The 25,289-nt window shown below is 59.6% G+C and carries 22 protein-coding genes; 11 read left to right on the top strand and 11 right to left on the bottom strand.

All coding sequences use genetic code 11. The features are described from left to right. Nucleotides 1-1,096 (bottom strand): PAS domain-containing sensor histidine kinase (locus AC5FXY_RS21800; RefSeq protein ID WP_493558844.1); only part of this gene is annotated, 1,096 nt, incomplete at its 3' end. A 295-nt stretch (nt 1,097-1,391) separates the two neighbouring features. Here AC5FXY_RS21800 and AC5FXY_RS21795 point away from each other — a divergent pair. Then, nucleotides 1,392-1,694 (top strand): hypothetical protein, encoded by a 303-nt coding sequence (locus AC5FXY_RS21795; RefSeq protein ID WP_493558843.1) that lies wholly within the window; start codon nt 1,392-1,394, stop codon nt 1,692-1,694. Nucleotides 1,695-1,789: 95 nt separating this feature from the next. Here AC5FXY_RS21795 and AC5FXY_RS21790 read toward each other — a convergent pair whose 3' ends face one another. Both AC5FXY_RS21790 and AC5FXY_RS21785 read right to left on the bottom strand, forming a co-directional pair. Next, nucleotides 1,790-2,659: an HAEPLYID family protein gene (locus tag AC5FXY_RS21790; RefSeq protein WP_493558842.1), complete on the bottom strand. Its 870-nt coding sequence runs from the start codon at nt 2,657-2,659 to the stop codon at nt 1,790-1,792. Between the two features lie 136 nt (nt 2,660-2,795). Beyond that, complete coding sequence (locus tag AC5FXY_RS21785) at nt 2,796-3,569, bottom strand: oxygenase MpaB family protein (RefSeq protein ID WP_493558841.1); 774 nt, start codon at nt 3,567-3,569, stop codon at nt 2,796-2,798. 166 nt (nt 3,570-3,735) lie between these two features. On the opposite strand from AC5FXY_RS21785, the gene AC5FXY_RS21780 reads away from it, so the two are divergent. Continuing rightward, the gene (locus AC5FXY_RS21780) at nt 3,736-4,137 is read left to right on the top strand and encodes a ribosomal maturation YjgA family protein (protein ID WP_493558840.1); all 402 of its coding nucleotides are present in this window, start codon (nt 3,736-3,738) and stop codon (nt 4,135-4,137) included. A gap of 29 nt (nt 4,138-4,166) precedes the next feature. Here AC5FXY_RS21780 and AC5FXY_RS21775 read toward each other — a convergent pair whose 3' ends face one another. Next, entirely contained in the window at nt 4,167-5,369 is a 1,203-nt protein-coding gene (locus AC5FXY_RS21775; RefSeq protein WP_493558839.1) for a serine hydrolase domain-containing protein, read from the bottom strand. Between the two features lie 554 nt (nt 5,370-5,923). On the opposite strand from AC5FXY_RS21775, the gene AC5FXY_RS21770 reads away from it, so the two are divergent. Beyond that, on the top strand, nt 5,924-6,949 hold the full coding sequence (locus tag AC5FXY_RS21770; RefSeq protein ID WP_493558838.1) for an aldo/keto reductase: 1,026 nt from the start codon (nt 5,924-5,926) through the stop codon (nt 6,947-6,949). Nucleotides 6,950-7,227: 278 nt separating this feature from the next. Further along, nucleotides 7,228-8,250 carry an Atu2307/SP_0267 family LLM class monooxygenase gene (locus AC5FXY_RS21765; protein ID WP_493558837.1) on the top strand — a complete coding sequence of 341 codons (1,023 nt, stop codon included), beginning with the start codon at nt 7,228-7,230 and terminating at the stop codon, nt 8,248-8,250. Nucleotides 8,251-8,311: 61 nt separating this feature from the next. Here the strand turns inward: AC5FXY_RS21765 and AC5FXY_RS21760 are convergent, their stop codons facing one another. The 4 genes from AC5FXY_RS21760 to AC5FXY_RS21745 all read right to left on the bottom strand — a co-directional run bounded on the left by AC5FXY_RS21760 (nt 8,312) and on the right by AC5FXY_RS21745 (nt 11,723). Beyond that, on the bottom strand, nt 8,312-8,761 hold the full coding sequence (locus tag AC5FXY_RS21760) for a hypothetical protein (RefSeq protein ID WP_493558836.1): 450 nt from the start codon (nt 8,759-8,761) through the stop codon (nt 8,312-8,314). Nucleotides 8,762-9,010: 249 nt separating this feature from the next. Further along, nucleotides 9,011-9,646, bottom strand: coding sequence for a CatA-like O-acetyltransferase (locus AC5FXY_RS21755; protein ID WP_493558835.1), 636 nt, complete (start codon nt 9,644-9,646; stop codon nt 9,011-9,013). A gap of 245 nt (nt 9,647-9,891) precedes the next feature. Further along, nucleotides 9,892-10,428 carry a hypothetical protein gene (locus tag AC5FXY_RS21750; RefSeq protein WP_493558834.1) on the bottom strand — a complete coding sequence of 179 codons (537 nt, stop codon included), beginning with the start codon at nt 10,426-10,428 and terminating at the stop codon, nt 9,892-9,894. Nucleotides 10,429-10,682: 254 nt separating this feature from the next. Beyond that, a complete protein-coding gene (locus AC5FXY_RS21745; protein ID WP_493558833.1) occupies nt 10,683-11,723 on the bottom strand; it encodes an LLM class flavin-dependent oxidoreductase in 1,041 nt (346 codons plus the stop codon). A gap of 220 nt (nt 11,724-11,943) precedes the next feature. Here AC5FXY_RS21745 and AC5FXY_RS21740 point away from each other — a divergent pair, with 220 nt between their 5' ends. Then, the gene (locus AC5FXY_RS21740) at nt 11,944-13,470 is read left to right on the top strand and encodes a PQQ-dependent sugar dehydrogenase (protein WP_493558832.1); all 1,527 of its coding nucleotides are present in this window, start codon (nt 11,944-11,946) and stop codon (nt 13,468-13,470) included. A 49-nt stretch (nt 13,471-13,519) separates the two neighbouring features. Here AC5FXY_RS21740 and AC5FXY_RS21735 read toward each other — a convergent pair whose 3' ends face one another. Next, nucleotides 13,520-13,891 (bottom strand): hypothetical protein, encoded by a 372-nt coding sequence (locus AC5FXY_RS21735; RefSeq protein ID WP_493558831.1) that lies wholly within the window; start codon nt 13,889-13,891, stop codon nt 13,520-13,522. A gap of 326 nt (nt 13,892-14,217) precedes the next feature. Here AC5FXY_RS21735 and AC5FXY_RS21730 point away from each other — a divergent pair, with 326 nt between their 5' ends. Next, nucleotides 14,218-14,553: a hypothetical protein gene (locus AC5FXY_RS21730; RefSeq protein WP_493558830.1), complete on the top strand. Its 336-nt coding sequence runs from the start codon at nt 14,218-14,220 to the stop codon at nt 14,551-14,553. A gap of 340 nt (nt 14,554-14,893) precedes the next feature. On the opposite strand, the gene AC5FXY_RS21725 is transcribed toward AC5FXY_RS21730, so the two are convergent. After that, nucleotides 14,894-15,595: a CPBP family intramembrane glutamic endopeptidase gene (locus AC5FXY_RS21725; RefSeq protein WP_493558829.1), complete on the bottom strand. Its 702-nt coding sequence runs from the start codon at nt 15,593-15,595 to the stop codon at nt 14,894-14,896. A 70-nt stretch (nt 15,596-15,665) separates the two neighbouring features. Continuing rightward, the gene (locus tag AC5FXY_RS21720) at nt 15,666-16,235 is read right to left on the bottom strand and encodes a Crp/Fnr family transcriptional regulator (protein ID WP_493558828.1); all 570 of its coding nucleotides are present in this window, start codon (nt 16,233-16,235) and stop codon (nt 15,666-15,668) included. Nucleotides 16,236-16,356: 121 nt separating this feature from the next. Here AC5FXY_RS21720 and AC5FXY_RS21715 point away from each other — a divergent pair, with 121 nt between their 5' ends. The 5 genes from AC5FXY_RS21715 to AC5FXY_RS21695 all read left to right on the top strand — a co-directional run bounded on the left by AC5FXY_RS21715 (nt 16,357) and on the right by AC5FXY_RS21695 (nt 25,204). Beyond that, nucleotides 16,357-18,294 carry an ABC-F family ATP-binding cassette domain-containing protein gene (locus AC5FXY_RS21715; RefSeq protein WP_493558827.1) on the top strand — a complete coding sequence of 646 codons (1,938 nt, stop codon included), beginning with the start codon at nt 16,357-16,359 and terminating at the stop codon, nt 18,292-18,294. Between the two features lie 453 nt (nt 18,295-18,747). Further along, a complete protein-coding gene (locus AC5FXY_RS21710; RefSeq protein ID WP_493558826.1) occupies nt 18,748-19,551 on the top strand; it encodes a polysaccharide deacetylase family protein in 804 nt (267 codons plus the stop codon). 25 nt (nt 19,552-19,576) lie between these two features. Beyond that, nucleotides 19,577-20,815, top strand: a complete 1,239-nt coding sequence (locus AC5FXY_RS21705) for an oligogalacturonate lyase family protein (protein ID WP_493558825.1) — start codon at nt 19,577-19,579, stop codon at nt 20,813-20,815. A gap of 122 nt (nt 20,816-20,937) precedes the next feature. Further along, nucleotides 20,938-22,035 (top strand): glycoside hydrolase family 88/105 protein, encoded by a 1,098-nt coding sequence (locus AC5FXY_RS21700; protein WP_493558845.1) that lies wholly within the window; start codon nt 20,938-20,940, stop codon nt 22,033-22,035. Between the two features lie 307 nt (nt 22,036-22,342). Then, nucleotides 22,343-25,204: a glycosyl hydrolase gene (locus AC5FXY_RS21695; RefSeq protein WP_493558824.1), complete on the top strand. Its 2,862-nt coding sequence runs from the start codon at nt 22,343-22,345 to the stop codon at nt 25,202-25,204. Nucleotides 25,205-25,289 lie beyond the last annotated feature (85 nt).

The following is a 25,289-nucleotide window of genomic DNA, read 5'->3' as shown; positions in this document are numbered from 1 at the left end:
CTTCGGACGTGGGCTCCAGTCGGGGCAGATCGATGTAGAAGCGGGAGCCTTCGTTCTCTTTGCTATCAAAGTCAATGATGCCGTCGTGCAAGCCCACGATGATTTTGATAACCGACATGCCTAGGCCGGTCGTTTTTTCACCGCGCAGGCCGGGACGCCGGGCTTTGGTAAACTTGTCGAATAGCACGGGCTGTAGCTTTTTCGGAATTCCGATGCCGTTATCGGACACGGTAAGGCGAACTTGATGGTCGAGTGGCTCAAGGCTAACCTCAATCAGTCCACCGTCGTGGGTGAACTTAATGGCGTTGGAAATGAGGTTGTTGAGTACTTGCTCGAACTTGTTTTTGTCGCAGTTGACGTAGATCGGATCGGCAGGAGCGTGAAAACGAAATTGCTTGTTGAGCTTGTTGGCATTGGCTTGATACTCCTCTACCACGGTCTGTATCCAGCGGACCAGATCCAGCCGTTCGCGCTTCAGCTCCACATTAGCCGACTCCATAAACTCCTGGTCCACGAAGTCCCGAATCAGGTTCACGCTTTCCTGGCACGTCACCTGCATCAGGCGCACCAACTCATTAAGGTTGGCATCCTGGTAGTTTTTGGACTGATCGGCAACGTGTTCGGCCAGCTGCTGCACCATAATGAGCGGGCCCGCCAAATCGTGCGAGAGTATTTCCAGGGTGGCGTTTTTCTTCGCGTTGTAGCGGTGAGCATTGTCCATGTACTCCTTGGCGCGCGTGATATCGTGCGCCGTGCCGCTGATGTAGGTTTGGCCATCGGGCATTTTTACGCAGGTGGCCGTCAGGCACAGCCACTGGCGGCTGCCGTCGGGGTGTTTCAGGCGTATTTCCAGATCCTCTACCAGCTTGCCCGACAGTACCCGGCGCATGCAACTGGTCAGGTATTCCAGGTCATCGGGATGCACGCGCTTTTTCCATTCCGGCAAGAACTCATTTACTCGGTCTGCAGGGCTGCCTATCACCCGCTCGAAGGCAGAGCTAACGTACACCACCTGACGGGATTCTAAATGATAAGCGAAATAGACGACCCGGCTTTTGGCATATAAGGGTTCGAAAAGCGCTGCAAATTCAGGCATGAGGAGGTAAGAATGGGCTTAGATGCGTGTACCGGTAAAGGTTGTGTTTCGTTGCTGATTTTTCTCGATGAAGCAGGTAAGGGCCCACCCGTGAGTTACTAGAGCGTCTTCAGTCAAAAAGTACTCGCAAAAGGCGAAATAAAGCTCAGTTGCCATCAAATACTGGCTTGTAGCACTTCAAATCAGTAGAAATGCCTAATCCTGAAGCCAGGGTTTCGCGTTTAACGGGCTATCAGACGCACCCGCGCCTGGCTTCCATCCCTTAGCCCAACGGCTTGGCTTCGTTTCTGCAATCATGCTTTCCAGCGTCAATCTTCACCTTCATTTGGTGCCAGCCGGTCGGCGCCTCGATTTTAATACCACGCCCGGCTCTTACGCTTACATCTACCGCCGCTGCCGCGACCAGCGGCAGTGGCAGTGCGTGGCCCGAAACGCGTGCAGCCCGTACCTGGATCTGACGCCGCTACCACCCGAAGCCGTACCCGAGTACATGGTGCGCTACCGAGCAGCCGATGGCTCGGTAACCGCCTCCACGCCCGTCGTGCGCGTCGATCCGGTGGGCCTGCCGGCCAGGCCCAGTTGGTTTCAATTGACCTAATACGCCGCGGGGGCTGCCGATTCCGGCAGCCCCCGCGTTGTTTTGCGGCCCTGCGGACCTCCAGCGTCGTAGCCAACCGAGCCGACGCAGTCGCATCAATGGCCGCCCCGGTGGCCGGGCTCGTATATCAGGCGCAAAAAGGAGCTCAGGCGCTGCTCGTCACGGCGCGTCGGGATGCCGGCCACTATGCCCAGCAGCAGGTTGTCGGCTACGCTCAGGCGCATCTGGGGCCGAAAGGTCATGTCCCAGTCGTTGCGGTGCCACTCTTTGTTTACCTCCAGCCCGATGAAGTTGCGGGTGCCGGGTATCATGTAGTGCAGGTTGGAGTTCAGCTGGTAGCTGAAGCGCGTGTGGCCCTGAAAGTGCTGCTTCCAGATGGGGCCGGTGTAAATGAGCGTGTGGTAGTTGTCGCCCCAACGCTTGGCCCCGACAAAAAACGGGCTGTACACGTTGCCGGTCACCGGGCGTTTGCCCAGCAGGCTGAATTGGTTGGCTTCCAGTTCGTTGAGGTACCCGACGGCCAAGGACAGCTTGTGAGGGTCGGAGACGTAATACGTGTATTGAATGGCCGTTTTTAAGCCTTCCAACCGGTTGCCGGGCCGCTGCTCAGTGCTCTGGCTCTGGCCGGAGTAGAAAGATAGCGGCACTTCCACTTCTAGTCCGAGCCGGTTGACGGGCGCCCATTCGTATTCCACCAGCAGCTCGTGCCGGTCGTAGCTATTGGCATCGGTAAGGCCCAAGCCCACGTTCCATTCCTTTTCGCCTTTGCGGGCCCCCAGGTCCCGAATGAGGTCAATGTATAAAGGCTCGGCGTGTAGCACCTTGTCAGGCTCGCGGCGTTCTTCCACCTCGGTGATGTAAAGGCTGTCGAGACGCTCGTTGCGGACCGCATTTGGAGAAGGGCTTTGGGCGACAGCGACACCGCTGAACAGCAGCCCCACGGCAATTGCGACAATGTGTTTCATGAGAGCAGGCGAAGGCAAAGGGGTAATGCAGTAGTACCCTCATAACGCGCCTAGCCCGGCAGGGTTAAGCATTTTTTGCCCGCCGCCCATGCGCCAAGCTGCCCGGTTAGGCCCCTGGCCGCATCCACTGCTAGTCTTAGCCAAAGCTGGCCGGCTCGGCATCCAAGGCCAGAATCTGCGCCCGGTAATTGGTAGGCAACAAGCTGTTCTTTGCCCACTTGCTCAGCGTGAAATGCTGCAAACGGCGGTACAGCGGCACCACTGGCGCAAGCCAGGAGCGCTGGCTTAGCCCAAGCAGCTCGCGCACGCGCTCCGGCACCACCAAGGCTTGGCCCTGCAGCAGCAGCGAGTAGCGCAACAGCCCCAGGTGCTTGCGGTATTGAGCATACAGATCGGGCGTGTATTGGCTGTACGCCAGGTCATCAAGCAAGTGCTGTTCCCGCACCGCTAGCCAACTGGCGTAGGACCGGGGCAGCTCGGGAATACCCATGCGCTGGCCCACGCGCCCAAACACGTCAAATACTTCCTGCTTTTCGGCGGCGGTGAGGGGGCGCTCCAGCAGCTCGTAGGCCTGCACGGAGTACGCAATGAGCATAAACAGTACGTCGCGATAGGCCCACGCCGGAATGGCCATGCCGCGCTTCTGCTCCACCGCCGCGTGAATGGCAGCAATGGTGTCGATGGCGCGCTCAGCGGCGGCACGCTCAGCAAACACAATCTGGCGGGCGTATTCCACGGTGGAAAACAGGCGCCCAAGCGGGTCGGCGGGCAACCGGCCGGTGAAATACAGCCAATCCACAGCCTTATTTACGGCAAACTCCGCGGCCGCACCCGCAAAAATGAACAACACCGTATCGGCCTTGCCCCAGATGGTTCGCACCACGGAGCCCTTTGGCACAAAGTATTCCATGCTCTAACAAGGATTTGGAAGGGGAGAAGAGTTCGATAACAGTGGTGATGCTAGCATTGATACGAGGTGTATAAAAGTACTTTGAATTGCAAAGTTAATACGCATAGCTTTGCCGAGCAATTATTTCCTGCAAATGCTTGAAACCTCAAAGTGTAAACTTTCGCTGATGCAGCGCAGCCGATTCAGCACAGCTGGCCTGGCGCTGATTACGGTGGTGCTGGGCTTGGCTTCGCGCCGGTTCGCGGCCGTACTGCCGGACTGGGTAGTTGCCTATGCCGGCGATGCGCTGTGGGCACTGCTAGTATTCTGGCTGATTGGGTGGCGTTGGCCACGTTGGAGTAGCAGCCGGGTAGCTTGGATGGCACTGGGGTTTGCTTTCGGTATCGAGATAAGCCAGCTATGCCAGGTACCCTGGCTGGATGCTCTACGTCATACTACCCTCGGCGCTCTGGTGCTTGGGCGCGGCTTTCTGTGGAGTGACCTGGTGTGCTACGCCCTGGGCGTGCTGCTGGCTTACGGGCTGGAGCGCACTGCACTACGTCGGCAGCTGTTTGCTGCCACGCAATGAGTATAGCTACTGGGTCGGGAGCCGTATGGCTAGCGGGCCGTAGTGGAAGGTGCGCGGCGATAATGGATGTAGTTCTGCCAAGCGGCTGGCGTAAACTGGTCGCCGATGGTGAGCTTCAGCAGCTCCGGGAAGGCGCTTTCGCCGTTGTCGCTGTTGGTCATCAGCAGCACCCCGATGCCCTGCTGCGGGAAGAGGATGGAATAGTGCTGGAATCCGTCGCCGTGACCTTCCTTGAACGCGCCGGGGCCGTACGGCGACTGGAGCAGCCCCCAACACAGTCCATAGCTCAAGGCTAGGTGGTCGTAGCGGTCCGTGTCGCGGCGCGAGAGGGGGCCGAACTGGGCAATGGAGCGAATACGCACCTGCGGCCGGAACATTTCCTGCCACGACTCGGGGCGGAGCAGTTTCCGCTGCAGCACGGCCTCGGTGAAGCGGACATAGTCGGCCGGGGTGGTTTCCAGGGTGCTGGCGCTGCGGGGCTCGTTGTCTTTGTCTTTTTCCAGCACCTTACCGTTGGTGTCGTGACCAAAACAGTAGTTGGCCTCGAACCGAGGCTGCCACTGGTAGCTGGAGTTGGTCATGCCCAGCGGCCAGAAGATCTTTTCCTGCATCAGCTCTTCCAAGGAGCGGCCGAGCTTGTGCTCCAGTACCACTTGCAGGTATACCAGGCCCTCGCCGGAGTAGCTGTAGCGCGAGCCGGGCGGCTGCCGCACGCGAAGCTTTTCGTCGGGCTCGTCCCAGCGCCAGTTGGCAAAGCCCGCCGTGTGGCTCAGGCACATGCGAGCCGTGATGCGGCGGTACAGCGTGTCGGCGCGCAGGTCGGCGTAGTTGTCGTGCCAGCGGGTTTTGGGGGCGTACTCGTAAATGGGTTTTGGGAGGTAATTCTGCAGCGGTTCATCCAGCGTAAGGTGGCCTTCCTCCACCAGCTTCAGCACCAATACCGCAAACACGGCTTTGCTCAGGGAGGCGCCATAAAACTCTGTATCCAGCTGCAGCGGCGCCCTGGATTCGGTGCTTTTCACCCCGAAAGCCCGCTGGTACACCGTGCGGTTGTTATTAAACACGGCCACGGCTATACCATGCACCCGCGCCGAATCGGTGATTTGCTCGATGCGCCGGGTCAGCTCTTCGGGCCGAATGCGGGAACCATCGAGCCGAGTGAGACGGTGGCTGCTGGCGCAGGCGCTAAGTCCAAGGATACATACTAGCAGTAGCTTGGATAAGTAGCTCATAGCTAATTGGCTGGATGTGCGGTAAGATACACATTGTGCCCAGACGCGAACGGCGTTTCAGCTGCGCAGCCTGGGACATCAACCAGCACCGGTTCCTCAAATGCTCGGGCGCTTCATGCACCGGACATGGTATCGGAACGTATGGCAGCAGGCCTTACCAACTAGCATTCAGTAGTGCCGACCGGTAATCAGGCCTCGCCTGGCGCAGCCACCAACTCATAGGAACGCAGCCGGGCCGGATAGTTCTAAATGTGCGATACCACCAATAGCTCATGGATACCGATAGCTTGGGCAAACGCCGCTGGCTGCTGTCGTACCTGGTCTGCATTGCCGATAAAAGAATGGGCCATCATGTTCTTCCAGCTACTCTGCCCATGAAGTAGAAATCTTAACTACTCATTTGTAAGCGTGCGTGGGCTGTCGCAGTCAGCCTGTGTGCGTATACTGCTCGCCCTGCCTAGAAACCTCTGCCGGGTCATTCGGTTGTACGGGGCGTTGCATTGATGCGTCGCCAGTGGCCACGACATCGTTTTCTATTTACACATTCATCTTGCATGGAATACCGTCAACTAGGTGCTTCGGGCCTGCGCATTCCGGTTCTAAGCTTCGGCACCGCCACTTTCGGCGGGGGCAATGAATTCTTTAAAGCCTGGGGTGATACGCAGGTCGACGAGGCTCGCCACCTGATCGATATCTGCCTGGATGCTGGCGTCAACCTTTTCGACACAGCCAACGGATACTCCGATGGCATGGCCGAGGAAATCCTGGGCAAGGCGCTGCAAGGCCGGCGTCAAGAGGTGTTGATATCAACCAAAGCGACTTTTCCCACGGGCAGCGGTCCAAACGATTACGGCTCGTCGCGCCTGCATCTCATCCGGGCCTGCGAGGACTCGCTGCGCCGCCTCGGCACCGACTACATCGACATCTACCACATGCACGGCTTCGACGCGCACACGCCGGTGGAGGAAACGCTGCGTACCCTCGATCAGCTGGTGCAAAGCGGCAAGGTGCGCTACATCGCCTGCTCCAACTTTTCGGGTTGGCACCTGATGAAGTCCCTGTCGGTGTCGGAGCGCTACGGCTGGGCCCGCTACGTAGGGCATCAGGCGTATTATTCGCTGGCGCACCGCGAGTTTGAATGGGAACTGATGCCCTTAGCCATTGACCAAGGCGTGGGCACTCTGGTGTGGAGCCCGTTGTCGGCGGGCCTGCTGAGCGGCAAGATTCGCCGCGGTCAGCCTATTCCGGAGAGCAGCCGCCTAGCCCAAGGTGGCGGCCAAGGCCCGCAGGTGCCCGATGAGCGACTTTTCGCCATTGTGGATGTGCTGGACGCGGTGGCCGAGGAAACAGGCAAGACCGTGCCCCAGGTAGCCCTGAACTGGCTGTTGCAACGCCCCACGGTGGTGAACCTCGTTATCGGGGCCCGCAACGAGGAGCAGTTGCGCCAGAACCTAGCCGCCGCAGGCTGGAGCCTCACACCCGAGCAGGCCGCCCGCCTCGATGCCGTCAGTGCCACCACGCCGGTGTACCCATACTGGCACCAACAGCGCTTTCCCATGCTTGGGCATACCGGCATGTAATGCCCTTGCTGTCATGGTAAGCCAAAGAAGCTGCCTAGGTTAGGCAATAACCTGTCGGCTTCTTGGCTAATGATGAATGTTATTTAAAAAAGTCATCCTGACGAACAGCAGAAATGCGCAAGCCCAAGGCCTTGCCACGCCAGCACTGGTTTCTTAAGTGGTAAGGCCTTAGGCTCTGCTCCGGATGGCAGACGAGAAGCTATGGGCGCAGTTCCCAATCGGCCTCAACATTTAGATCAAACCCAAGGCTACCTTTCGGCCATTCAAAACGATACCGTATGCAAGTCGGAATAGACAGCTTTGCCTCGCACCTGCTCAGCAACAGTGGCGGTTCCACCCTCACCGGCCAGGAGGCCATGGCGCAGCTGCTCGAACGCATAGAGCACGCCGATCAGGTTGGGTTGGATGTATTCGGTATCGGCGAGCATCACCGGCCGGAGTACCTGGATTCGGCGCCGGCCGTCATTCTGGCGGCGGCCGCGGCCCGCACCCGGCGCATTCGCCTTACCAGCGCCGTTACGGTGCTCTCGGCCGCCGATCCGGTGCGCGTATTTCAGCAATTCGCCACCCTTGACCTTATTTCGCAGGGCCGCGCCGAAATGGTAGTGGGCCGCGGCTCGTCCATTGAAGCCTTCCCACTGTTCGGCTTCGACCTCGACGACTACGACGCCCTCTTCGCCGAAAAGCTGGAGCTATTGCTGCAGATCCGGGCCGAAGAGCGGCCGCATTGGTCGGGCAAGTTCCGGCCGGCTTTGTCTGGGCAGGGCATCTACCCGCGGCCGGTGCAGCAGCCGTTGCCCATCTGGCTGGGCGTGGGCGGCACCCCGCAGTCCTTTGCCCGGGCAGGTCACCTGGGCCTGCCCCTGATGGTGGCTATCATCGGCGGCGATACCCACCGCTTCCGTCCGCTGGTGGATATATACCGCGAAGCTGGTCGCCGGGCCGGCCATGCGCCGGAGCAACTGCAGGTGGGGCTGCATTCCTTGGGCTACGTAGCGGAAACCACGGAGGAGGCCATAGAGGCCTTTTATCCCGGTTATGCCCGCACGTTCTCGGCCCGGGCCAAGGAACGCGGTGGCATGCCCGTTACTCGGCCCCAATTTGATGCGCAAACCGGGCCACTCGGTGCGCTGCTGGTTGGAAACCCTGAAGAAGTAGCGGCCAAAATTCTGCGACACAGCGAGGCGCTGGGCGGCATCACGCGGGTAACGTTTCAGATGGACGTGGCTACGCTGCCCCACGCTAAGTTGCAACAGGCAATTGGGCTGCTGGGGACCCGGGTGGCGCCACTGCTGCGTTAGGAAAGCAGCCGACGCCAATTGGTCGGCGAAGTGCTAGCCTTGCTTTCTAGCACAGTTGGCATCAGGCTACCTGCAGCTCTTCTTCGCGGTAACAATCCCAGTAGCCGTCGTTGAGCCAGTACACGTTTACGCGGTGTATCCAGCCCGTTTCAGGGTTTCGCTCCTTGAGCTGTCCTCGCCAGATGATGGTGTACGCCCGATTGAGCGCAGGCGGCTGCACCGGCTGGCCCAGATCGAAGGCGTACGTGGAAGCGGAGGCACGAAGAATAACGCTGGGGGCCGACTCCTGCTCCTCCTGGCCACCAACGGCTGGGGAGGTGCTGGGTGCGATGCAGAGCTGCTCGTGCCATGCCAGCAGCTCGCCGCACTGGGAGCACAGCGCCGCATCAGCTTCCGCGGAATCGGTGGTTATATCTACCTCGGCTGTGAGGTCGGGCGTATGGTCCGCCGCCAACTCAATGTGGTGCTGGTCAGCGGCTGTGGAGTGCAGGGCCTTACGGGTGGTTGCCATGACAGCTTAGCTAAAATTTTAACTAAAGTACGGCCTGCTAACTTTTTTGGCAATAAAGCCGCGTAATTGGGCTGGGCTACTGGGGTAGAGCCTCATGCGGGCGTCTGGGCTGATACAGCTTTTTTTTAGATACTCCGTCAGATATTGAGCCCCAAATGTCCTTTGCGCGGCAGAGAAGGAAAAAGCTATTAGACCCAGACCGGGCCGTAGTCACGCCACGCTGGATGCGATTATTGGTGCCAAAAACGGCTAAGCGCCTGCGTCCAGCGCCTGTTGCAAGGCTTCGAAAAATAGACCCACGTGGTAGCCATCGGCCAAGCCGTGATGCACGTTCACGGCCACGGGCATAAGCAGCCGTGCCTCTTGCTGGCGCGTGCGCCCGACGGAAATCTTGGGTACCGAATCGGGGTGGCTGAACGAGCGGGCGTGCGTAAGCCCTGTAAACGACAGCCAGGGAATAGCCGAGAAGTGAATCACATCGGGGCGGGCCGTTACCTCGTTCAGCCGCAAGCCGCTGCTCTGTTGAACCGCAGCCATTTCAGCTGCCAGGCCAGGGCCGAAATCAGCCAATTCAGCCGTGAAGGGCACAAAGCTAAAGCTGAAGGTATTGTCGGAGCGGGAGAGCGTGGCCGAGGCGTGGATCACGTCGTAGCAATACACCTTCCCATCTTCGATGCGGTAGCGGAAGGCTTCCACGGCATTGACGGCTTTTAGCACGGCGTGCAGGTACAACTGAAAAAACGGCACGCCCAGGCGTTTGGCGCGGGCATAAGCCTGGGTGACGTCGGCATCGGCTACCACGCCGAAAAACGGCTCTTCAAAGGCAGAGAAGAAGGCAAAATGCTCCCGGCGGTTCCAGCTTGCCAGGTCGAGTAGGTACTTCATGACCCGGCAAAGGTAGCGGAGGACGGCTGGCGAAGTCGCCGAGTGCTTACTAGAAAAATAGCCCTTGGGCTGTGTAGCCAGGCTACAGATCTTTAAAGTGGCGGAGCTAGCGCGACTTACGCTGCACTATACTTTCACCAATGGCGGCGCTCCACGACTTCGTAAGGGGGGCCTAATCAGGAGTAGGTTAGATACGTCCGACGAAGGCAGTGACGGGGCCTGGCAGCGAAGCCCGATTACTTGTTTTAGCGCCCAACGTACTTCAGACCTTTGGGAATGAACAGCGGCCCCTTTCGATACACATCCACATAAAGACGAAGCGTGTCGCCACCGGCAGTGCGGAAGATGTAAGCATCGAGCAGCCCGCCTTTGCCGTTAAGCGGCTGACCCGAATAGCGGTTGTTGAACTGCACGACTGGTGACTTGTAAGCAGGGGCAGATACCGTGGCGCGGCCTAGCAATTGTAGCGGTTGATCATCCAGAGTACGGAGCGCACTTAGGAAGAGGCTTGATTGCCTTATGCTTTTTTCCAGCCCACCTTGTTTCAGCAGCAATGGGTTTTCGGCAGTATATCCGTAGAGGCTGTCAGGCGCGGGAGGAGGAGTAAGAAGTCCCGTTTGCGCGTAGACGGCAGGCGCAAAAAGTAATAACAGAGCAAATAAAAAAGCTTTCATAACTGCAACGGATAGAAAGCATTTATGGCATCTGAGCTTCCTTCTGCAGCACGAGTTTAATGCAGTGTAATCAATATCTAAAGTTGATTCGGGTTTGCGACTTGCCATTTTAAGCAATGAGAAGCAGGTAGTCTGGAAACGAATTGGAGTTGGCGCGGCGGCGGAGATTGTATCTCCACCGTATGACCCGTTGCCAGTTACGCGGCGCTAAACTCGCCCCAGAGCCTGTTATGCACTTTTCTGGCAAAGAATGCTTTGGGGCCGGAACCCAGTTAGCCTAACCTTAGCTGGTTATCGAAAACGACTTCTTCATGTTACAGCGGGCTGCTAATGCGCCCGGGCGGTTGCCGAAGCAGGAACGTTCAGCTGGTGGCCGCGTTAAAAGCGGCCTTCAAGGCCTCGGTTTTGCCAAGTGAGGCCACCAACTCGTAGGAGCGTAGCCGGGCCGAGTGCTCGTAGATATGCGACACCACCAGCAGCTCATCAATACCAGTAGCTTGGGTGAATGTCTGCACCTGCTGGCGCACTTGCTCGGCATCGCCGATGAAGGAATAGGCCATCATCTGGCGCACGGCTTCTTCCTCCAGCTCGTTCCAGAGCCCGCGCATGCTGTCTACTGGTGGCCGAAGCGGGTGGCTGGTGCCCCGAATGATGCCCATGGCCAGCTGGTAGAACGATGTAGCCAACCGCTCGGCCTCGGCGGCGGTATCGGCGGCGATGATGTTCACGCAGGCCGCAGCATAGGGCTGGTCTAAGTATTCCGAAGGGCGGAAGTTTTCGCGGTACAGGAGCAGGGCGGCTTGCAGCTGAGCTGGCGCGAAGTGGCTGGCAAAGGCAAAGGGCAGGCCCAGGTAAGCGGCCAGCTGCGCGCTGTACGTGCTGGAGCCCAGCAGCCACACCGGAATGTTCAGCCCCTCGCCGGGAAACGCCCGCACTTTACTGGTGCGGTTGTCGGCCGAGAGGTAGGTCATCAGCTCCTGCACGTGCTGAGGAAAGTCCTGTACCGAGCCCTGCAGGTCGCGGCGCAGGGCCATGGCCGTAAGCTGATCGGTACCAGGGGCGCGGCCCAGGCCCAGATCGATGCGGCCGGGGTACAGCGAGGCCAGCGTGCCAAACTGCTCGGCCACAATAAGAGGAGCGTGATTGGGGAGCATGATGCCGCCCGAGCCCACCCGAATGGTGGACGTGCCGCCCGCAATGTGCCCAATCAGCACCGCCGTGGCCGAACTGGCAATGCTGGCCATATTGTGGTGCTCGGCTAGCCAGTAGCGCTTATAGCCCCACCGCTCGGCGTGTTGGGCGAGGTCGAGGCTGTTGCGGAAGGTATCAGCAGGGGAGTGACCGTCCAGCACCACGGCCAGGTCGAGGATCGAGACGGGCAGCTCGGCAAGAGAAGCAGGCATGTTAATCGGAAAGATGAAACGTTTAAACAGCCCGGTGGGGCAGGAAGTTTACGTGGGTGGGCACCCGGGGGTAGATGCCCTCATTCGCCAAGCGTAGGTTCTGCTCTGCAATAGCTGCTGAAGAAATGGAAGAGCAGCTCCTATAACGTAGCGCGGACGGGTTAGCGCTGGGTAATAAACACGCGTGGCAGGAATAAGCACTTTTCCGTACAAGCCATCCATGCGTCAGTTTCTGTTCATTTGCTGCTTGTTGCTGTGTGCTGCTTGCTCTGATAAGGATGCCCCGACGGTTGTTGGGCCGCAGGGCGAGCAGTTTACCCGCCGCATTGTGGCGCGGGGGCTTAGCAACCCCTGGGAAGTAACCTACGGGCCCGATGGCTTTCTGTGGGTGACCGAAGCCCGGAGCTACAAGGTGAGCCGTATCGACCCGAGCAGCGGCGCCAAAACGGTGCTGCTCGACCTCAGCCCGGCCCGCGAGTTTCCGCGTTACGACCTCATTCCTGATTCGCTAGATGGTGGCAAGCCCTGGCCGCAGGGCGGCCTGATGGGATTGGCGCTGCACCCTCAGCTCTTGCAGGGCAAGCCTTACGTGTACCTGGCCTACGTCTACCGCTACGCCGGCGCCAAGAAGCCGGAGAAGGGCGGCCTGCCCCATTACGGCGCCCACCGCTTCACCACGCGGCTGGTGCGTTACGAGTACGATACCCAAGCCCGGCTGCTCAGGCGCCCAGTGGTGCTCTGCGACACTATCCCCGGCAGCAACGACCACAACGGGGGGCGCCTGCTCATCGCGCCGGTGCAGGGCCGTCCTTATCTGTTCTACAGCGTAGGCGATATGGGAGCCGGGCAGTTCGATAACGCTGGCCAGCCCAACCGCGCTCAATCCGTAGGCAGCTACGAAGGCAAACTGCTGCGTTTCCTGTTGGAGGCGGACCAGGACCAGCCCGGTACCGACGCCTGGATTCCCAACGATAGCCCTTTCAACGCCGCGCGGAAAAGCGCAGTGTGGAGCTACGGCCACCGTAATCCGCAGGGTATGGCCTACGCCGCAGTGGGCGGCGTGGGGCGGCTCTATGCCTCGGAACACGGCCCGTACTCCGACGACGAAATCAACCTCATCGAGCCGGGCAAAAACTACGGCCATCCGCTCATCATCGGCTCCGCCGACGGCAACTACGATGGACTGGCGGCCGGCACCACGGAGCATGCCACGCTGCCCGGCCTCTGGCACACGGCTTACCCCTTCATCCGCAGCGAAAAAGCCACGGCCGCCGCGCTGGGGGCCGATCTGTACCGCGACCCAATCAAAAGCCTCTATCCGTTGAGCAATCAGTTCCTGAAGGCCCTGATGGCCCACGTCCGCGCCAACGAACCGAAGGAGCCTACCTGGCCCTCCGAAGCGCCCAGCAGCCTTGCTGTGTACACCGGCGCGGCCATTCCAGGCTGGCAGAACTCCCTACTAATGCCCACCCTCAAAACCGGCAAACTCATTCGCCTCAAGCTCCACCCCAACGGCACGACCGTAGCCGGCGACACGCTCACTTACTTCCGGCTGCCCGTGCGCTACCGCGACGTTGCCCTCTCGCCCGACGGCCGTAAAATCTACCTCGCCACCGACAGCACGTCCGTTACTTCAGGGCCATCCAAAGAAGACCCGCAGCAGGTTTCCTGCCAAGGCTGCATCGTGGAGTATGATTACCGCGGCAGCAGTGGCCAAACAGGCCAATCCAAGCGAGAAATCCCTTAGCCGCCGACGATCAGTAACGCCCGCCTTCGGTGGTAAATCTGGAGATTGACTACAGCAGCTGGACTTCGAGTACCAGATCATCCGGGTCGATCAACACCCAGTTGTCACAGTCGGGGAGGGGTATGTAGGGCTGCAAATCCTGTCCTTGCAGGTACGCTTTGTAAGCCTGCGGACCGAGCTTCACGATGAGCTGGTAAATGTGCTGTGCTCCTGATCCACCGCCTTTTTGCCGGCCTTGGTCTATCCAGGCCCGTAGCATGATCTGGCGCGTTTGCTGCACCTGTTCAGGCTGATAATCTTCCGGCCACTCGGGTTCCAAAACGCCGTCGCACCAGTAGCGGCGGAGGCTTTTGTCGCGTGAGCGACTGAAGGTATGGGTGAGTTGGTATTCGAGGTAGTCGTAGAAAGCCGCGTTAAGCATAGGCTGAATTTCTTTTTGACGCCGCAAAATCGGCTTAAGTAATTCTCTAAAAGTAAACGTAGACTCCCTGAACGTCCTGCTGAGCTTGTCGAAGCATCTCTACCGCTTCGTCGAATAGTAGCAGGAGAAGCAGTAGAGATGCTTCGACAAGCTCAGCAGGACGTTCTGTTTTTGTACGCTGCTTAACACAGGTTATAAAAGGCGCCGAGGCGAGGCTGACCTCAGCCCGGAATTGGCCAAGCTCGGCCGTGGTTCGTATAAGATGTTTGCCAGTGAGGCTTGGCTGGTCCACGCCTGCTTTTTGTTTCTCTAATTTCAGAAGTCACGTGCCTACTACCCCCAACTTTCCGCACCAAGCCAACGACGAAGCCCCGAAACCCGGCACCCCGGGTGCCAACGACGGCTCAAACGACAACCCCGACGAGTTCAGCGAGTTTCGCCGGTCCGACGCGCCGCCCACCGAAAACTACGCCAGCGAAAGTGCGCAAGCCGACCCCACGCTGCAGCCCGGCCACGTAGAGCAAAACCAGAACCCCGAAGCCGTTCGGGCTGCCCAAGATGCCCCCTACGACAAGCAGCGCGACGCTTGGGCCGAAGACGACCCGCGCTACGGCAGCGGCCCGCGCCCCGTACCGACGGACGGGCCAAAGGCAGACGAATAGGTCAGCCATTAATGCAATGCAAAAGCCGCGCTTCTTCCGGATGAAGGAGCGCGGCTTTGTTTGTTAGGAATCCTGCTGGCGCGAGCTTCGCTAAACTTACGTCAGTTAAGGGAGCAATTCAACTCCAAGCTTGAGCTCCAGCTGACATGTACTGGCGCGAGTTTAGCGCAGGGTAACTCGAGCCAGCTTATGATGCGAGTTTTCAACTCGCCCGTTATGACGAATACATCGAACAACGCGGTACCTACTTGCCGCTGGGGTGGCAGTGGAAGCTCAGCCTCGATATCATAGGAAGTCACGAGTTAGGCTGCGCTAAACTCGCGCCAGTTGGGGCAGCGGGCTACTGCAGCGTCTGTAGCACGGCCAGCAAAGCCGAAAGGATGATAAGCCAGTGCAGCACGATGTTGGCGTAGAGCTTGCGCAGCAGTACGAACAATACTCCCAGGACCAAGCCCATCCCGAAAAACCACAGGAACTGGTCCGCTGCCTTCAGGCCGTGTTGCGCTACAAAAGGCAGCGCCGCCAGCGCCACGCTCAGCCAGCGGTTCAGCCCCCGGCCCCGCAGCGCACCAATGAGAAAACCCCGGTATACCAGCTCCTCGGCCAAGCCCGCGAGCAAGGCCATCAGCACAAAAACCAGCCGCTGAGGCAATGAGATAGGGGAGATGTTGGCGAAATCGGACAAGCGGGTAGCATCTACCTGCGCGCCGGCCATGGCACTTTCTACCAGCACCACCAATGCCCCTGCCACTACCAGGTAGCCCAGTATCAGCAGTGCTGACTGGCGTCGATTGAGGCCGTAGCCAATCTGCTGAAGTGAGTATCCCTCCGAGCGCAACAGGCGGCTAATAACCCCGATCTGGAGCGCGTACCAGCCGCAGATCAGCAGCCAAAAGGCCGTGAAAAAATCCAAGCCGGTGCTGGTAAAGACATCGCGGCGCAGCAGTAGCAGCGACAGAAGCGTGGAAACCAGGGGAAAGCCCAGCGCCACGAGCAAAATTTTGGAAAGGGGCAGGCGAATGTCGGCGGGAGAATGATCCATGCAGCAAAACGGAAAGAATGCCGCAATGATACCGGGCCAGCAGCAGGGTGGAGTTACCAGATGGTAATTGCTACATCCGCTCCGCCCGAATCCGGCTCAGGCTTTGAGGGGTAATGCCGAGGTAGGAGGCCAAGTATTTGAGGGGCAGCCGTTCGGCACCGGGGCGGGTGGCCAGCAGCTCCAGATACCGTTGCTTCGCTGTTTTGGTGAGCAGATCAATTTGCTGCTGCTGCTTTTCCATGTAGGAATGCTCGGCGGCGGCTTTGGTTATCTTCTCGCCATGCGCCCCAGCAGCAAACACGCGCTGAAAGCTGCTGTGCGAGACGGTAAACAGGGTGCTGTCCTCAAACAAGCGAACTTCCAGCGGTGAGCTTTGCTGCAGCGTGAAGGAAGAGTAATCGGCCAGGAAGTCATGGGCCAAGGCAATATCTACGCACACGAAGTTGTGCTGGTGCCAAAGCAGGGTGCCGCCGCTTCCCTCGATGAGGAAGTGCAGGTGCCGAGCGGTGCTATGGGCCGGCTTCAGCACCGTTTCTTTGGGTAGCTGCTGGGTGTGGCCCAGTTTCTCGAAGTTGCGCCACACCTGCAGATCCAGTTTGATCAGTGGGTCGAAAAATTGCTTGAGCAAGTCGGCGGTCATGGGCTAAGCGGCGGGCCTAAGCGGGTGTTATAGGCATAGGTAAAGGAGGTAATTCGTGCGGAAGCCGTACCCTCCGCCCAAACGCCGTACCTTTGCAGTTCCTGCGCTGCAAGGTATCTACATGATTTCCATCTCCGACCTCGACTTTCACTTCGGTGCCCGTACGCTCTACGACGGTGCCAACCTGCACATCAAGCCCAAAGACAAGATCGGCCTTATCGGGCTGAACGGTCAGGGCAAATCCACGCTGCTGCGCCTGCTGGTGGGCGAGTACAAGCCCGATGGCGGCAGCATCTCCATGAGCAAAGACGTCACGCTGGGCTTCCTGAACCAGGATTTGCTTAGCTACGACTCGCACGAGCCCATCCTGGTGGTGGCCATGCAGGCCTTCGCCGAGGCCCTGGACCTGCAGAAGAAAATTGATGCGGTGCTGCTGGAGTTTGAGAACAACTACACCGACGACCTCGTCGACAAGCTGGCCGCGCTACAGGAACGCTTCGAGGCGCTGGGCGGCTACACCATGCAGGCCCGCACCGAAGAGATTCTGGAAGGCCTGGGATTCACCACCGAGGAGCTGCAGAAGCCGCTGAAGCTGTTTTCGGGCGGCTGGCGCATGCGCGTAATGCTGGCCAAGATTCTGCTGCAGGAGCCCTCGCTGTTGCTCTTGGACGAACCGACCAACCACTTGGACTTGCCCTCCATCAAGTGGATCGAGAATTACCTGGCCGACTACGAAGGCGCGGTTATCATCGTATCGCACGACCGTGAATTCCTCGACAACACCACCAACATGACGGTGGAGGTGACCGGCGGCAAGCTCATTCCGTACGCCGGCAACTACTCCTACTACCAGGAGGAAAAGGCCCTGCGCGACGAGATTCACCAAGGCGCCTTTGAAAACCAGCAGGCTGCCATCCGGCAGGCCGAGCGGTTTATTGAGCGCTTCAAGGCCAAGGCCTCCAAGGCCAAGCAGGCCCAGAGCCGCCAGAAGATGCTCGATAAGATGGACCGCATCGACTCGGTAGCGCCCGAGGCGGCCAAGGTGAACTTCTCGTTCCGCTTCTCGGTGCAGCCCGGCCGCCACATCCTCCGCATGGAGCACGTCACGAAGAAGTACGGCGAGAAAATCATCTTCCGCGACACGAACGTGCACATCGAGCGCGGCGACAAAATTGCCCTGATCGGCGCCAACGGTAAGGGTAAATCCACGCTGATGCGCTTGGTGTCGGGCTCGGAAGCCCCCACGGCTGGCACTCACCAGCTCGGTCACAACGTGATTATGGCCTTCTACGCCCAGCACCAGCTGGAGTCGCTGAACGTCGACAACGAAGTGCTGCAGGAGATGGTGCAGGCCGGCTCCAAGCGCAACGAAATGGAGCTGCGCTCGGTGCTGGGCTCGTTCCTCTTCACCGGCGACTCGGTATTCAAGAAAATCAAAGTGCTCAGCGGGGGCGAGAAAAGTCGCGTGGCCCTGGCCAAAACGCTGATTTCGGAAGCCAACTTCCTGCTGCTTGACGAACCGACCAACCACTTGGACATGCAGTCAGTGGGTATTCTGATTCAGGCGCTGGAGCAGTTTGAGGGCACTTTCCTGGTCATCAGCCACGACCGTTACTTCGTGGAGAACGTGGCCACCAAAATCTGGTACATCGAGGATTACCAGCTGAAGGAGTACCCCGGCACCTACCACGAGTACGAGCAGTGGCAAGAAGAGCGGGCCAAGGAGGCCAAGAAGCTCGGCCTCACGGCCCCGGTAGCGCCCAAGGCCAAGCCCGTGGAAGTCAAAAAGGAACTCAGCCAATCGGAGCGCGAAACCACCCAGCGCGAGCTGAAGCAGGTGAGCAAGCAGCTGCAGGAGGTGGAAGCCCGCGTGAGCAAGCTGGAACAGGAGCTGGCCGGCTACGAAAAGCAGCTCGGCGACCCGAACATCTACAACAACGCCGCTCAGCTGAAAGACGCCACGGTGAAGTTTGAGCAGGTGAAGAAGGAGTTGGGCAAAGTGAACGACCAGTGGAGCGAGCTGGCCGAGAAAGTAGAAGAGCTGGAAGGCAAGCTGTAAGCTTGCCGAGGCTGATTGAATAGGAGGGGAGCCAGGCGAAAGCCTGGCTCCCCTTTTTTGTTTGGTTGCCTTATTCTAAATGGAAACAGCCGAACATGCAGCATTATTCAAGTGCTCATTCAGCAGTAGCATTTACAAATAAGAACGTCGTGCTGAGCGCAGTCGAAGCATCTCTACTGCGTCGCCTGGGAGTTATTAACGAAGCGGCAGAGATGCTTCGACAAGCGGACGCCAGATAAAGTATGACGGCCTATTGGCTGCGGTTACTTCTGAACAAGTACTTATGATCGGCTCAACCGTTGTCGAAGCTGCCGATAGGTCACAGCCATCGGTGCTCCATTCAGCGCTGTAAAGCCTCAAGCGGAACAGAACGGAACAGTACAGGAGGGTTTGGGCAAGGCGGTTTTCTTTCTTGGGCCTGTACTCATCCCAAGGGCTGCAAAGCCGGCTGCCATGAAGCTCCAGAACCGCTTGTTCCTACCCGCACTGCTGTGGCTGCTGGCCACGGGAGCCGGTGCGCAGGTGCGGCGGCCGGTGCCCGATAAGCTGGTGGTGCTCACCTTCGACGATGCGGCCCTGAGCCACGCTACTTACGTGGCGCCGCTGCTGAAGAAGTACGGTTTCGGAGCTACGTTTTTCGTCTGCGAATTCCGCGAGCCGCCTTTTTCCGACAAGACCAAGTACATGAGCTGGGAGCAGATAGCCGGGCTGCACCGCATGGGCTTCGAGGTGGGTAGCCACACGCTCACGCACCGGCACGTCGACCGCATGACGCGCGAGCAGATCGGGGCGGAGCTGGACTCCATCGAAAGCCGCTGCCGCCGCTACGGCATTGCCCGCCCGGTCACCTTCGCCTACCCCGGCTACGACACCCACCCGCTGGCCTTGGAAGTGCTGCAGGAGCGCGGCTACCTTTTTGCCCGCACCGGGGGCGCCAAGCAGAACTACATCCGCGCCTACGAGCCCGTCCAGGACCACCCGTACCTGATTCCGAGCTTCTCTACCACTGGCACCAACCGCCAGCAGGTGTACGACGCCCTGCAGCAGGCCAAGGACGGCCGCGTGGTGGTGCTCACCATCCACGGCGTGCCCGACGTGGCCCACGACTGGGTGAGCACCCCGCCGCCGCTATTTGAAGAATACCTGCGCTACCTGCGCCACCACCGCTACCGCGTCATTGCCCTGCGCGACCTAGCCCGTTATGTGGACGTGCCGCAGGCGCTGAAAGCCCGAGCCGCCGCGGCCACGGCCCACTGATCCTGCCATTTAATCCTTCCCATCCATGTTTGCAGCAGTTACCAAGATGAGTTTCGCGTGGGCGCTAGTAGGTGGTGGTCTGCTGCTGGCAGCTGACGTGCAGGGGCAGCAGAAGCTGGCTACCGGTAGTCAGAAGCCCATGCCCGCCGAGTGGCTGGATCAGGACACCGGCCATAAAGTGATGCGCCTCACGCCCGACGACGGCAGCAACGCCAGCTTTTACTTCCACAACCGGCCCTTTGTGGCGGGCAAAGGCAGCGAGGGCGACCGGATGGTGTACTACCACACCGATGAGAAAGGCAAGCAGCTGCGCCTCGTCAATCTGAAGACGCGCAAGGTGGAGCCGCTTACCCGCTACTTCGCCCAGGTGCAGGGCGAAATAGTGGCCCCGAAGCGCCGCGAGGTGTTTTACCAGACGCACGACACGGTCTATGCTACCCACGTCGACTCGAAGAAGACTCGGCTGGTATACGTATTCCCGGCCGACTTCAAGGCCAGCATCACCACGCTCAACGCCGATGAAACCCAGCTGGGCGGCGCCTGGGGCACTGAAGAAGAAAAAGAAATCTACCGCCAGTACCCCGAAAAGCACGATTTCTTCACCCGCATCTACGAGGCAAAGCTGCCGCGCACGCTGTTCACGGTGAGCACGCAGGGCGGGCAGCTCACCAAGCTCTTCACCGACAAAGCCTGGCTGAACCACGTGCAGTTTTCGCCCACTGATCCGCGCCTGCTGATGTTCTGCCACGAGGGCCCCTGGCACAAGGTAGACCGCATCTGGACCATCAACACCCAGACCAAAGAGGTGAAGCTGGTGCACAAGCGCACGGTGGAAGGCGAAATTGCCGGGCACGAATTTTTCAGCCCCGATGGCAAAACCATCTGGTTCGACAACCAAAAGCCGCGCAGCGTAACCTTCTACCTGACCGGCACCGACGTGAAGACCGGCAAGGAGAAAATGTACCAGATGGAGCGCAATGATTGGTCGATTCACTTCAATATCTCACCCGACCAAAAGCTCTTCGCCGGCGACGGCGGCAACGCGGGCCAGGTAGCCAAAGCGCCCGATGGCATGTGGATCTACCTGTTCCGGCCCGAGGGCGACAAGTTTCGCTCCGAGAAGCTGGTAAACATGCAGCAGCACGGCTACAAGCTGGAGCCCAACATCCACTTCTCGCCCGACGGCAAGTGGGTCATCTTCCGGGCCAATTTTGAAGGTCAGAGCCAGGTGTACGCAGTGGAAATTGCTAAAGCCGCTTCCTGATCAGTCCATTTTGTGCTACCGGTCATCATCCGAAACTTCCCCACCCGATGAACGCTCAACCTCTTTCCGCCATGGACCGCCGCACGTTCGGCCTCACCCTCGGTGCGCTGTGCGCCGGCCTGATGCTGCCCTCGTGGGCTACGGCGGCGCAGAAGCTGGCCAAAAAGAAGGACATCCTCAAGACGATGACCCTGGCCAACGACTACTTCATGCAGAAGTGGCCCGACCCAGGCAAGGAAATCGTGACGAACAAAACGCGGCCGAGCCACATCTGGACGCGGGCCGTGTACTACGAAGGCCTGATGGCTCTCTACGGCATCGATAAGCAGAAGCGCTACTACGACTACGCCGTGGACTGGGGCCAGAAGCACCAGTGGGGCGTGCGCCGCGGCGTAACCGACCGCGACGCCGACAACCAGTGCTGTGGGCAGACCTACATCGACCTTTACAACATCGACCCCAAGCCCGAGCGCATCCAGGAAATCAAGGCGTGCATGGACAACATGGTGGCCACCGACAAAGTGGATGACTGGCACTGGATCGATGCCCTGCAGATGGCCATGCCAGTGTTTGCGCGGTTGGGCGTGCTCTACAAGGACAACCGGTACTTCGAGAAGATGTACCAGATCTACGACTACTCCAAAACCAAGCACGGCGGCAACGGCCTCTTCAACGCCCAGGACGGCCTGTGGTGGCGCGACAAAGACTTCGTGCCGCCTTACAAGGAGCCCAACGGCGAAGACTGCTACTGGAGCCGCGGCAACGGCTGGGTGGTAGCTGCTATGGTGCGCGTATTGGACATCATGCCCAAGGACGCTCCGCACCGCCAGGAGTACGAGCAGATGTACATGGCCATGATGAAGGCCCTGCCGCCGCTGCAGCGCCCCGACGGCTACTGGAATGTGAGCCTGCACGACCCGACGCACTTCGGCGGCAAGGAGCTGACGGGCACCGCGCTTTTCGTGTACGGCATGGCCTGGGGCATGAACCAGGGCCTGCTCGATGCCAAGCAGTACATGCCCATCGTGACCAAAGCCTGGAATGCCATGGCCAACGAATGCGTGCACAAAAACGGCTTCCTGGGCTACGTGCAGGGCACCGGCAAGGAGCCCAAGGACGGTCAGCCCGTGACCTACACCAGCATGCCTGACTTCGAGGATTACGGCCTCGGCTGCTTCCTGCTCGCCGGCACGGAGCTGTACAAGATGAAAGCGGTGTAGCACGAAAGCTCCCCTCCTCAGATGAGGAGGGGATGCCGTAGCGCAGCTGCGGCTGGGGTGGTTGACTGGCGTCCGCGCCGTTTGCACGATTACTCTAGCACGTCCTGCTGAGCTTGCCGAAGCATTTCTACCGCTTCGTTGCTGATGTGCAGGCGAAGCGGTAGAGATGCTTCGGCAAGCTCAGCATGACAGGCGCGAGAAGTAGATCTAGTTTTCAGCTCTAGCCTTTCAACCACCCCCAGCCCCTTCTCATCTGAGGAGGGGGACTGGCTCTAGCCCTGGCTTACTTTTAGAACTTCCGCTTTCCATGAGAAATACCTTCGCTCTTTCCCTGCTGCTGGCCGCTGCGCTATCCCAATCGTCGGCCCAAGCGCAGGCGCCGCGCTGGCCGGAAATCACGCAGCAAAACAAGCCCTGGACGCGCTGGTGGTGGCAGGGCAGCGCCGTCAATCCGCAGGACCTCACGCGCCTGATGACGCAGTACCAGCAGGCAGGCCTGGGGGGCTTGGAAATCACCGCCATCTACGGCTTGAAGGGCGCGGAAAATCAGTTCATCGACTTCCTCTCGCCGAAGTGGATGGATATGCTCACGCACACGCTCAACGAAGGGCAGCGCCTGGGCTTGGGCATCGACGTGGCGCAGGCTTCGGGCTGGCCGTTTGGCGGGCCGTGGGTGTCGCCCGACGATGCCTGCAAGTACGTGGCCTATCAAACCTTCACGGTAAAAGGCGGCGAGCAGCTAAAGGAGCCGGTGATGTTCATGCAAAAACCCATGGTGCGCACCGTGGGCCAGCCCATCGACATCAAGCAGCTGGCCGACCCCATTACCCTGAACAAGAACCTACAGCTGCACGCCTTCGACCAGGTGCGCTTCGAGAAACCACTGCCCCTGCAGACGCTCATGGCCTATTCGGGTAAGGGCCAGGCCGTGGACCTCACCAGCAAAGTAGCCGCCGATGGCAAGCTGAACTGGACCGCCCCGGCCGGCGGCAACTGGACGCTGTACGGCGTATTTCAGGGCTGGCACGGCAAGATGGTGGAGCGTGCCGGCCCTGGCGGGGAGGGCGACGTCATCGACCACTTCTCCAAAGCCGCCACCCAGAACTATCTGCGCCACTTTGACGAGGCGTTTAAGGGTCGCAACGTGAAGCCTATTCGGGCGTTCTTCAACGATTCCTACGAAGTAGACGACGCCCAAGGCGAGGGCAACTGGACGCCGCAGCTCTTTGCCGAGTTTCAGAAGCGCCGCGGCTACGACCTGAAGCAGCACCTGCCGGCCCTGTTTGGCAAGGCCGCCGAGGACGAAAACAAGCGCGTGCTTAGCGACTACCGCGAAACCATTTCGGAGCTGCTGCTGGAAAACTATACCCGCACCTGGAGCGACTGGGCCAAGACCCACGACGCGTTGATTCGTAACCAGGCGCACGGCTCGCCGGCCAATATCCTCGATTTGTACGCCGTGACGGACATTCCCGAAACAGAAGGGGAGAACCTGCTGCGCATCAAGTTTGCCTCCTCGGCCGCGCACGTCACCGGCAAGCCGCTGACGGCAGCTGAATCGGCTACCTGGGAGAATGACCACTTCCTCTCGAGGCTCTCTGACGTGAAGAAGGCGATGGACCGCATGCTGCTCGGCGGCGTGAACCACACCTTCTACCACGGCACCAACTACTCGCCGCAGGCGGCCGCGTGGCCCGGCTGGCTGTTTTACGCGGCCGTGCACTTCAATCCGAACAACTCCTTCTGGCAGGATTTCAGCCAGCTAAACCGCTACGTGGCGCACTGCCAGAGCTTCCTGCAAGCCGGCCAGCCCTCGAACGACGTGCTGGTATACCTGCCCATTTACGACTCGTATACCCTCCCCGGCAAAGTTCTGCTGCAGCACTACGACGGCATTGACCACGGTTTTAAAGGCATGACCGTGGGGCAGACCGGCGAGCAGCTGCTCAAGCGCGGCTACGGCTTTGATTTCATTTCCGACAAGCAGGTGCAGCAGGTAAAAGGCGCCGGCAAAGCTCTGCAGACGGGTGGCGCGGCTTACCAAACCATCCTGGTGCCCGAGGCGCACCTGATGCCGCTGGCCACCTTGGAACAACTGCTGAAGCTGGCGCAGGGCGGAGCTACCATTGTCTTCCAAAACCAGTTGCCAGCCGATGTAAACGGCCTCGGCAACCTGCCGGCTCGCCGCGCTACGTTCAAGAAGCTTATCGGTCAAATCAAGTTGGGGGCCGCGGCTGGCGGTGTGCAAAAGGCTGCCGTGGGCAAAGGCACGGTGCTGGTAGGCAAAGACGTGGATCGGCTGCTGGCCGCAGCCGGCGTAAAGCGGGAAGTCATGGTGGACAGTGGCGTAGAATTCATTCGCCGCCGCCACGCTAAGGGGCACTACTACTTCCTGGCCAACTGGGGCGATAAGCCCGTAGAAGGCTGGGTGCCGCTGCAAACCGCCGCCAAGGCCGTGGCCCTCTACAACCCCATGACCGAGAAACTGGGCATGGCCGCCACGCGCACCTCGGCCCAGGGCACGCCGGAAGTGTACCTGCAGCTGGCACCAGGCGAGTCGTGCATTCTCGAAACCAACGAAGCTGGCGTAAACGCCCCGGCCTACGCATACCAGCGTTCCGCCGGCACGCCGCAGCCGCTTACGGGCACTTGGACGGTTAATTTCCTGGCGGGTGGCCCGCAGCTGCCGGCCAAGGTGGAAACCAAGGAATTGGGCTCGTGGACCAATTTCGCCGGTGATGCGGTGAAGAAGTTCTCGGGCACAGCAGCTTACACGCTCTCATTCCCGATGCCTGCCGGCAATGCCGCCGACGGTTGGCTGCTCGACTTAGGCCGCGTGGGCGAAAGCGCCCGCGTGCAGCTCAACGGCCAGGAACTGGGTACGCTGATCGGGCCGACCTATCAGGTGTTTATTCCGAAAGAGCAGCTGAAAGCCGCCAATACGCTCACCGTAAACGTGAGCAACGGCATGGCCAACCGCATCATCGACATGGAGCGCCGCGGCGTGGATTACCGCCAGTTCTACAATATCAACATGTCGTCGAAGCTGAAGGAAAACCGCGACGAAAAGGGCCTGTTCACCGCTGCCAAGTGGGAGCCGAAAGAGTCCGGCCTCATCGGCCCGGTGACCCTCACGCCGACGACCACAAAGCCGGAAAAGCTGCAGTGAGTAGTTCCACCCCTAGCCCCTCCTCATCTGAGGAGGGGCTAGGGGTGGTTGACAGGCTAGAGCTATTCCTCGGGTCTGTCCTGCT

The organism is Hymenobacter sp. FMD4, assembly GCF_058932745.1.
Note: the sequence above shows the minus strand (reverse complement) of the source record. Positions and strands in the feature narration are given on the sequence as shown.

What these genes read in the sequence shown, in the direction of transcription:
- AC5FXY_RS21720 (WP_493558828.1), bottom strand. Translation starts at nt 16,235, where the DNA reads ATGACCGCCGACTTGCTCAAGCAATTTTTCGACCCACTGATCAAACTG.
- AC5FXY_RS21710 (WP_493558826.1), top strand. Translation starts at nt 18,748, where the DNA reads ATGAAGCTCCAGAACCGCTTGTTCCTACCCGCACTGCTGTGGCTGCTG.
- AC5FXY_RS21715 (WP_493558827.1), top strand. Translation starts at nt 16,357, where the DNA reads ATGATTTCCATCTCCGACCTCGACTTTCACTTCGGTGCCCGTACGCTC.
- AC5FXY_RS21760 (WP_493558836.1), bottom strand. Translation starts at nt 8,761, where the DNA reads ATGGCAACCACCCGTAAGGCCCTGCACTCCACAGCCGCTGACCAGCAC.
- AC5FXY_RS21780 (WP_493558840.1), top strand. Translation starts at nt 3,736, where the DNA reads ATGCAGCGCAGCCGATTCAGCACAGCTGGCCTGGCGCTGATTACGGTG.
- AC5FXY_RS21795 (WP_493558843.1), top strand. Translation starts at nt 1,392, where the DNA reads ATGCTTTCCAGCGTCAATCTTCACCTTCATTTGGTGCCAGCCGGTCGG.
- AC5FXY_RS21745 (WP_493558833.1), bottom strand. Translation starts at nt 11,723, where the DNA reads ATGCCTGCTTCTCTTGCCGAGCTGCCCGTCTCGATCCTCGACCTGGCC.
- AC5FXY_RS21735 (WP_493558831.1), bottom strand. Translation starts at nt 13,891, where the DNA reads ATGCTTAACGCGGCTTTCTACGACTACCTCGAATACCAACTCACCCAT.
- AC5FXY_RS21725 (WP_493558829.1), bottom strand. Translation starts at nt 15,595, where the DNA reads ATGGATCATTCTCCCGCCGACATTCGCCTGCCCCTTTCCAAAATTTTG.
- AC5FXY_RS21790 (WP_493558842.1), bottom strand. Translation starts at nt 2,659, where the DNA reads ATGAAACACATTGTCGCAATTGCCGTGGGGCTGCTGTTCAGCGGTGTC.
- AC5FXY_RS21775 (WP_493558839.1), bottom strand. Translation starts at nt 5,369, where the DNA reads ATGAGCTACTTATCCAAGCTACTGCTAGTATGTATCCTTGGACTTAGC.
- AC5FXY_RS21705 (WP_493558825.1), top strand. Translation starts at nt 19,577, where the DNA reads ATGTTTGCAGCAGTTACCAAGATGAGTTTCGCGTGGGCGCTAGTAGGT.
- AC5FXY_RS21765 (WP_493558837.1), top strand. Translation starts at nt 7,228, where the DNA reads ATGCAAGTCGGAATAGACAGCTTTGCCTCGCACCTGCTCAGCAACAGT.
- AC5FXY_RS21750 (WP_493558834.1), bottom strand. Translation starts at nt 10,428, where the DNA reads ATGGCAAGTCGCAAACCCGAATCAACTTTAGATATTGATTACACTGCA.
- AC5FXY_RS21755 (WP_493558835.1), bottom strand. Translation starts at nt 9,646, where the DNA reads ATGAAGTACCTACTCGACCTGGCAAGCTGGAACCGCCGGGAGCATTTT.
- AC5FXY_RS21770 (WP_493558838.1), top strand. Translation starts at nt 5,924, where the DNA reads ATGGAATACCGTCAACTAGGTGCTTCGGGCCTGCGCATTCCGGTTCTA.
- AC5FXY_RS21785 (WP_493558841.1), bottom strand. Translation starts at nt 3,569, where the DNA reads ATGGAATACTTTGTGCCAAAGGGCTCCGTGGTGCGAACCATCTGGGGC.
- AC5FXY_RS21740 (WP_493558832.1), top strand. Translation starts at nt 11,944, where the DNA reads ATGCGTCAGTTTCTGTTCATTTGCTGCTTGTTGCTGTGTGCTGCTTGC.
- AC5FXY_RS21700 (WP_493558845.1), top strand. Translation starts at nt 20,938, where the DNA reads ATGCTGCCCTCGTGGGCTACGGCGGCGCAGAAGCTGGCCAAAAAGAAG.
- AC5FXY_RS21695 (WP_493558824.1), top strand. Translation starts at nt 22,343, where the DNA reads ATGAGAAATACCTTCGCTCTTTCCCTGCTGCTGGCCGCTGCGCTATCC.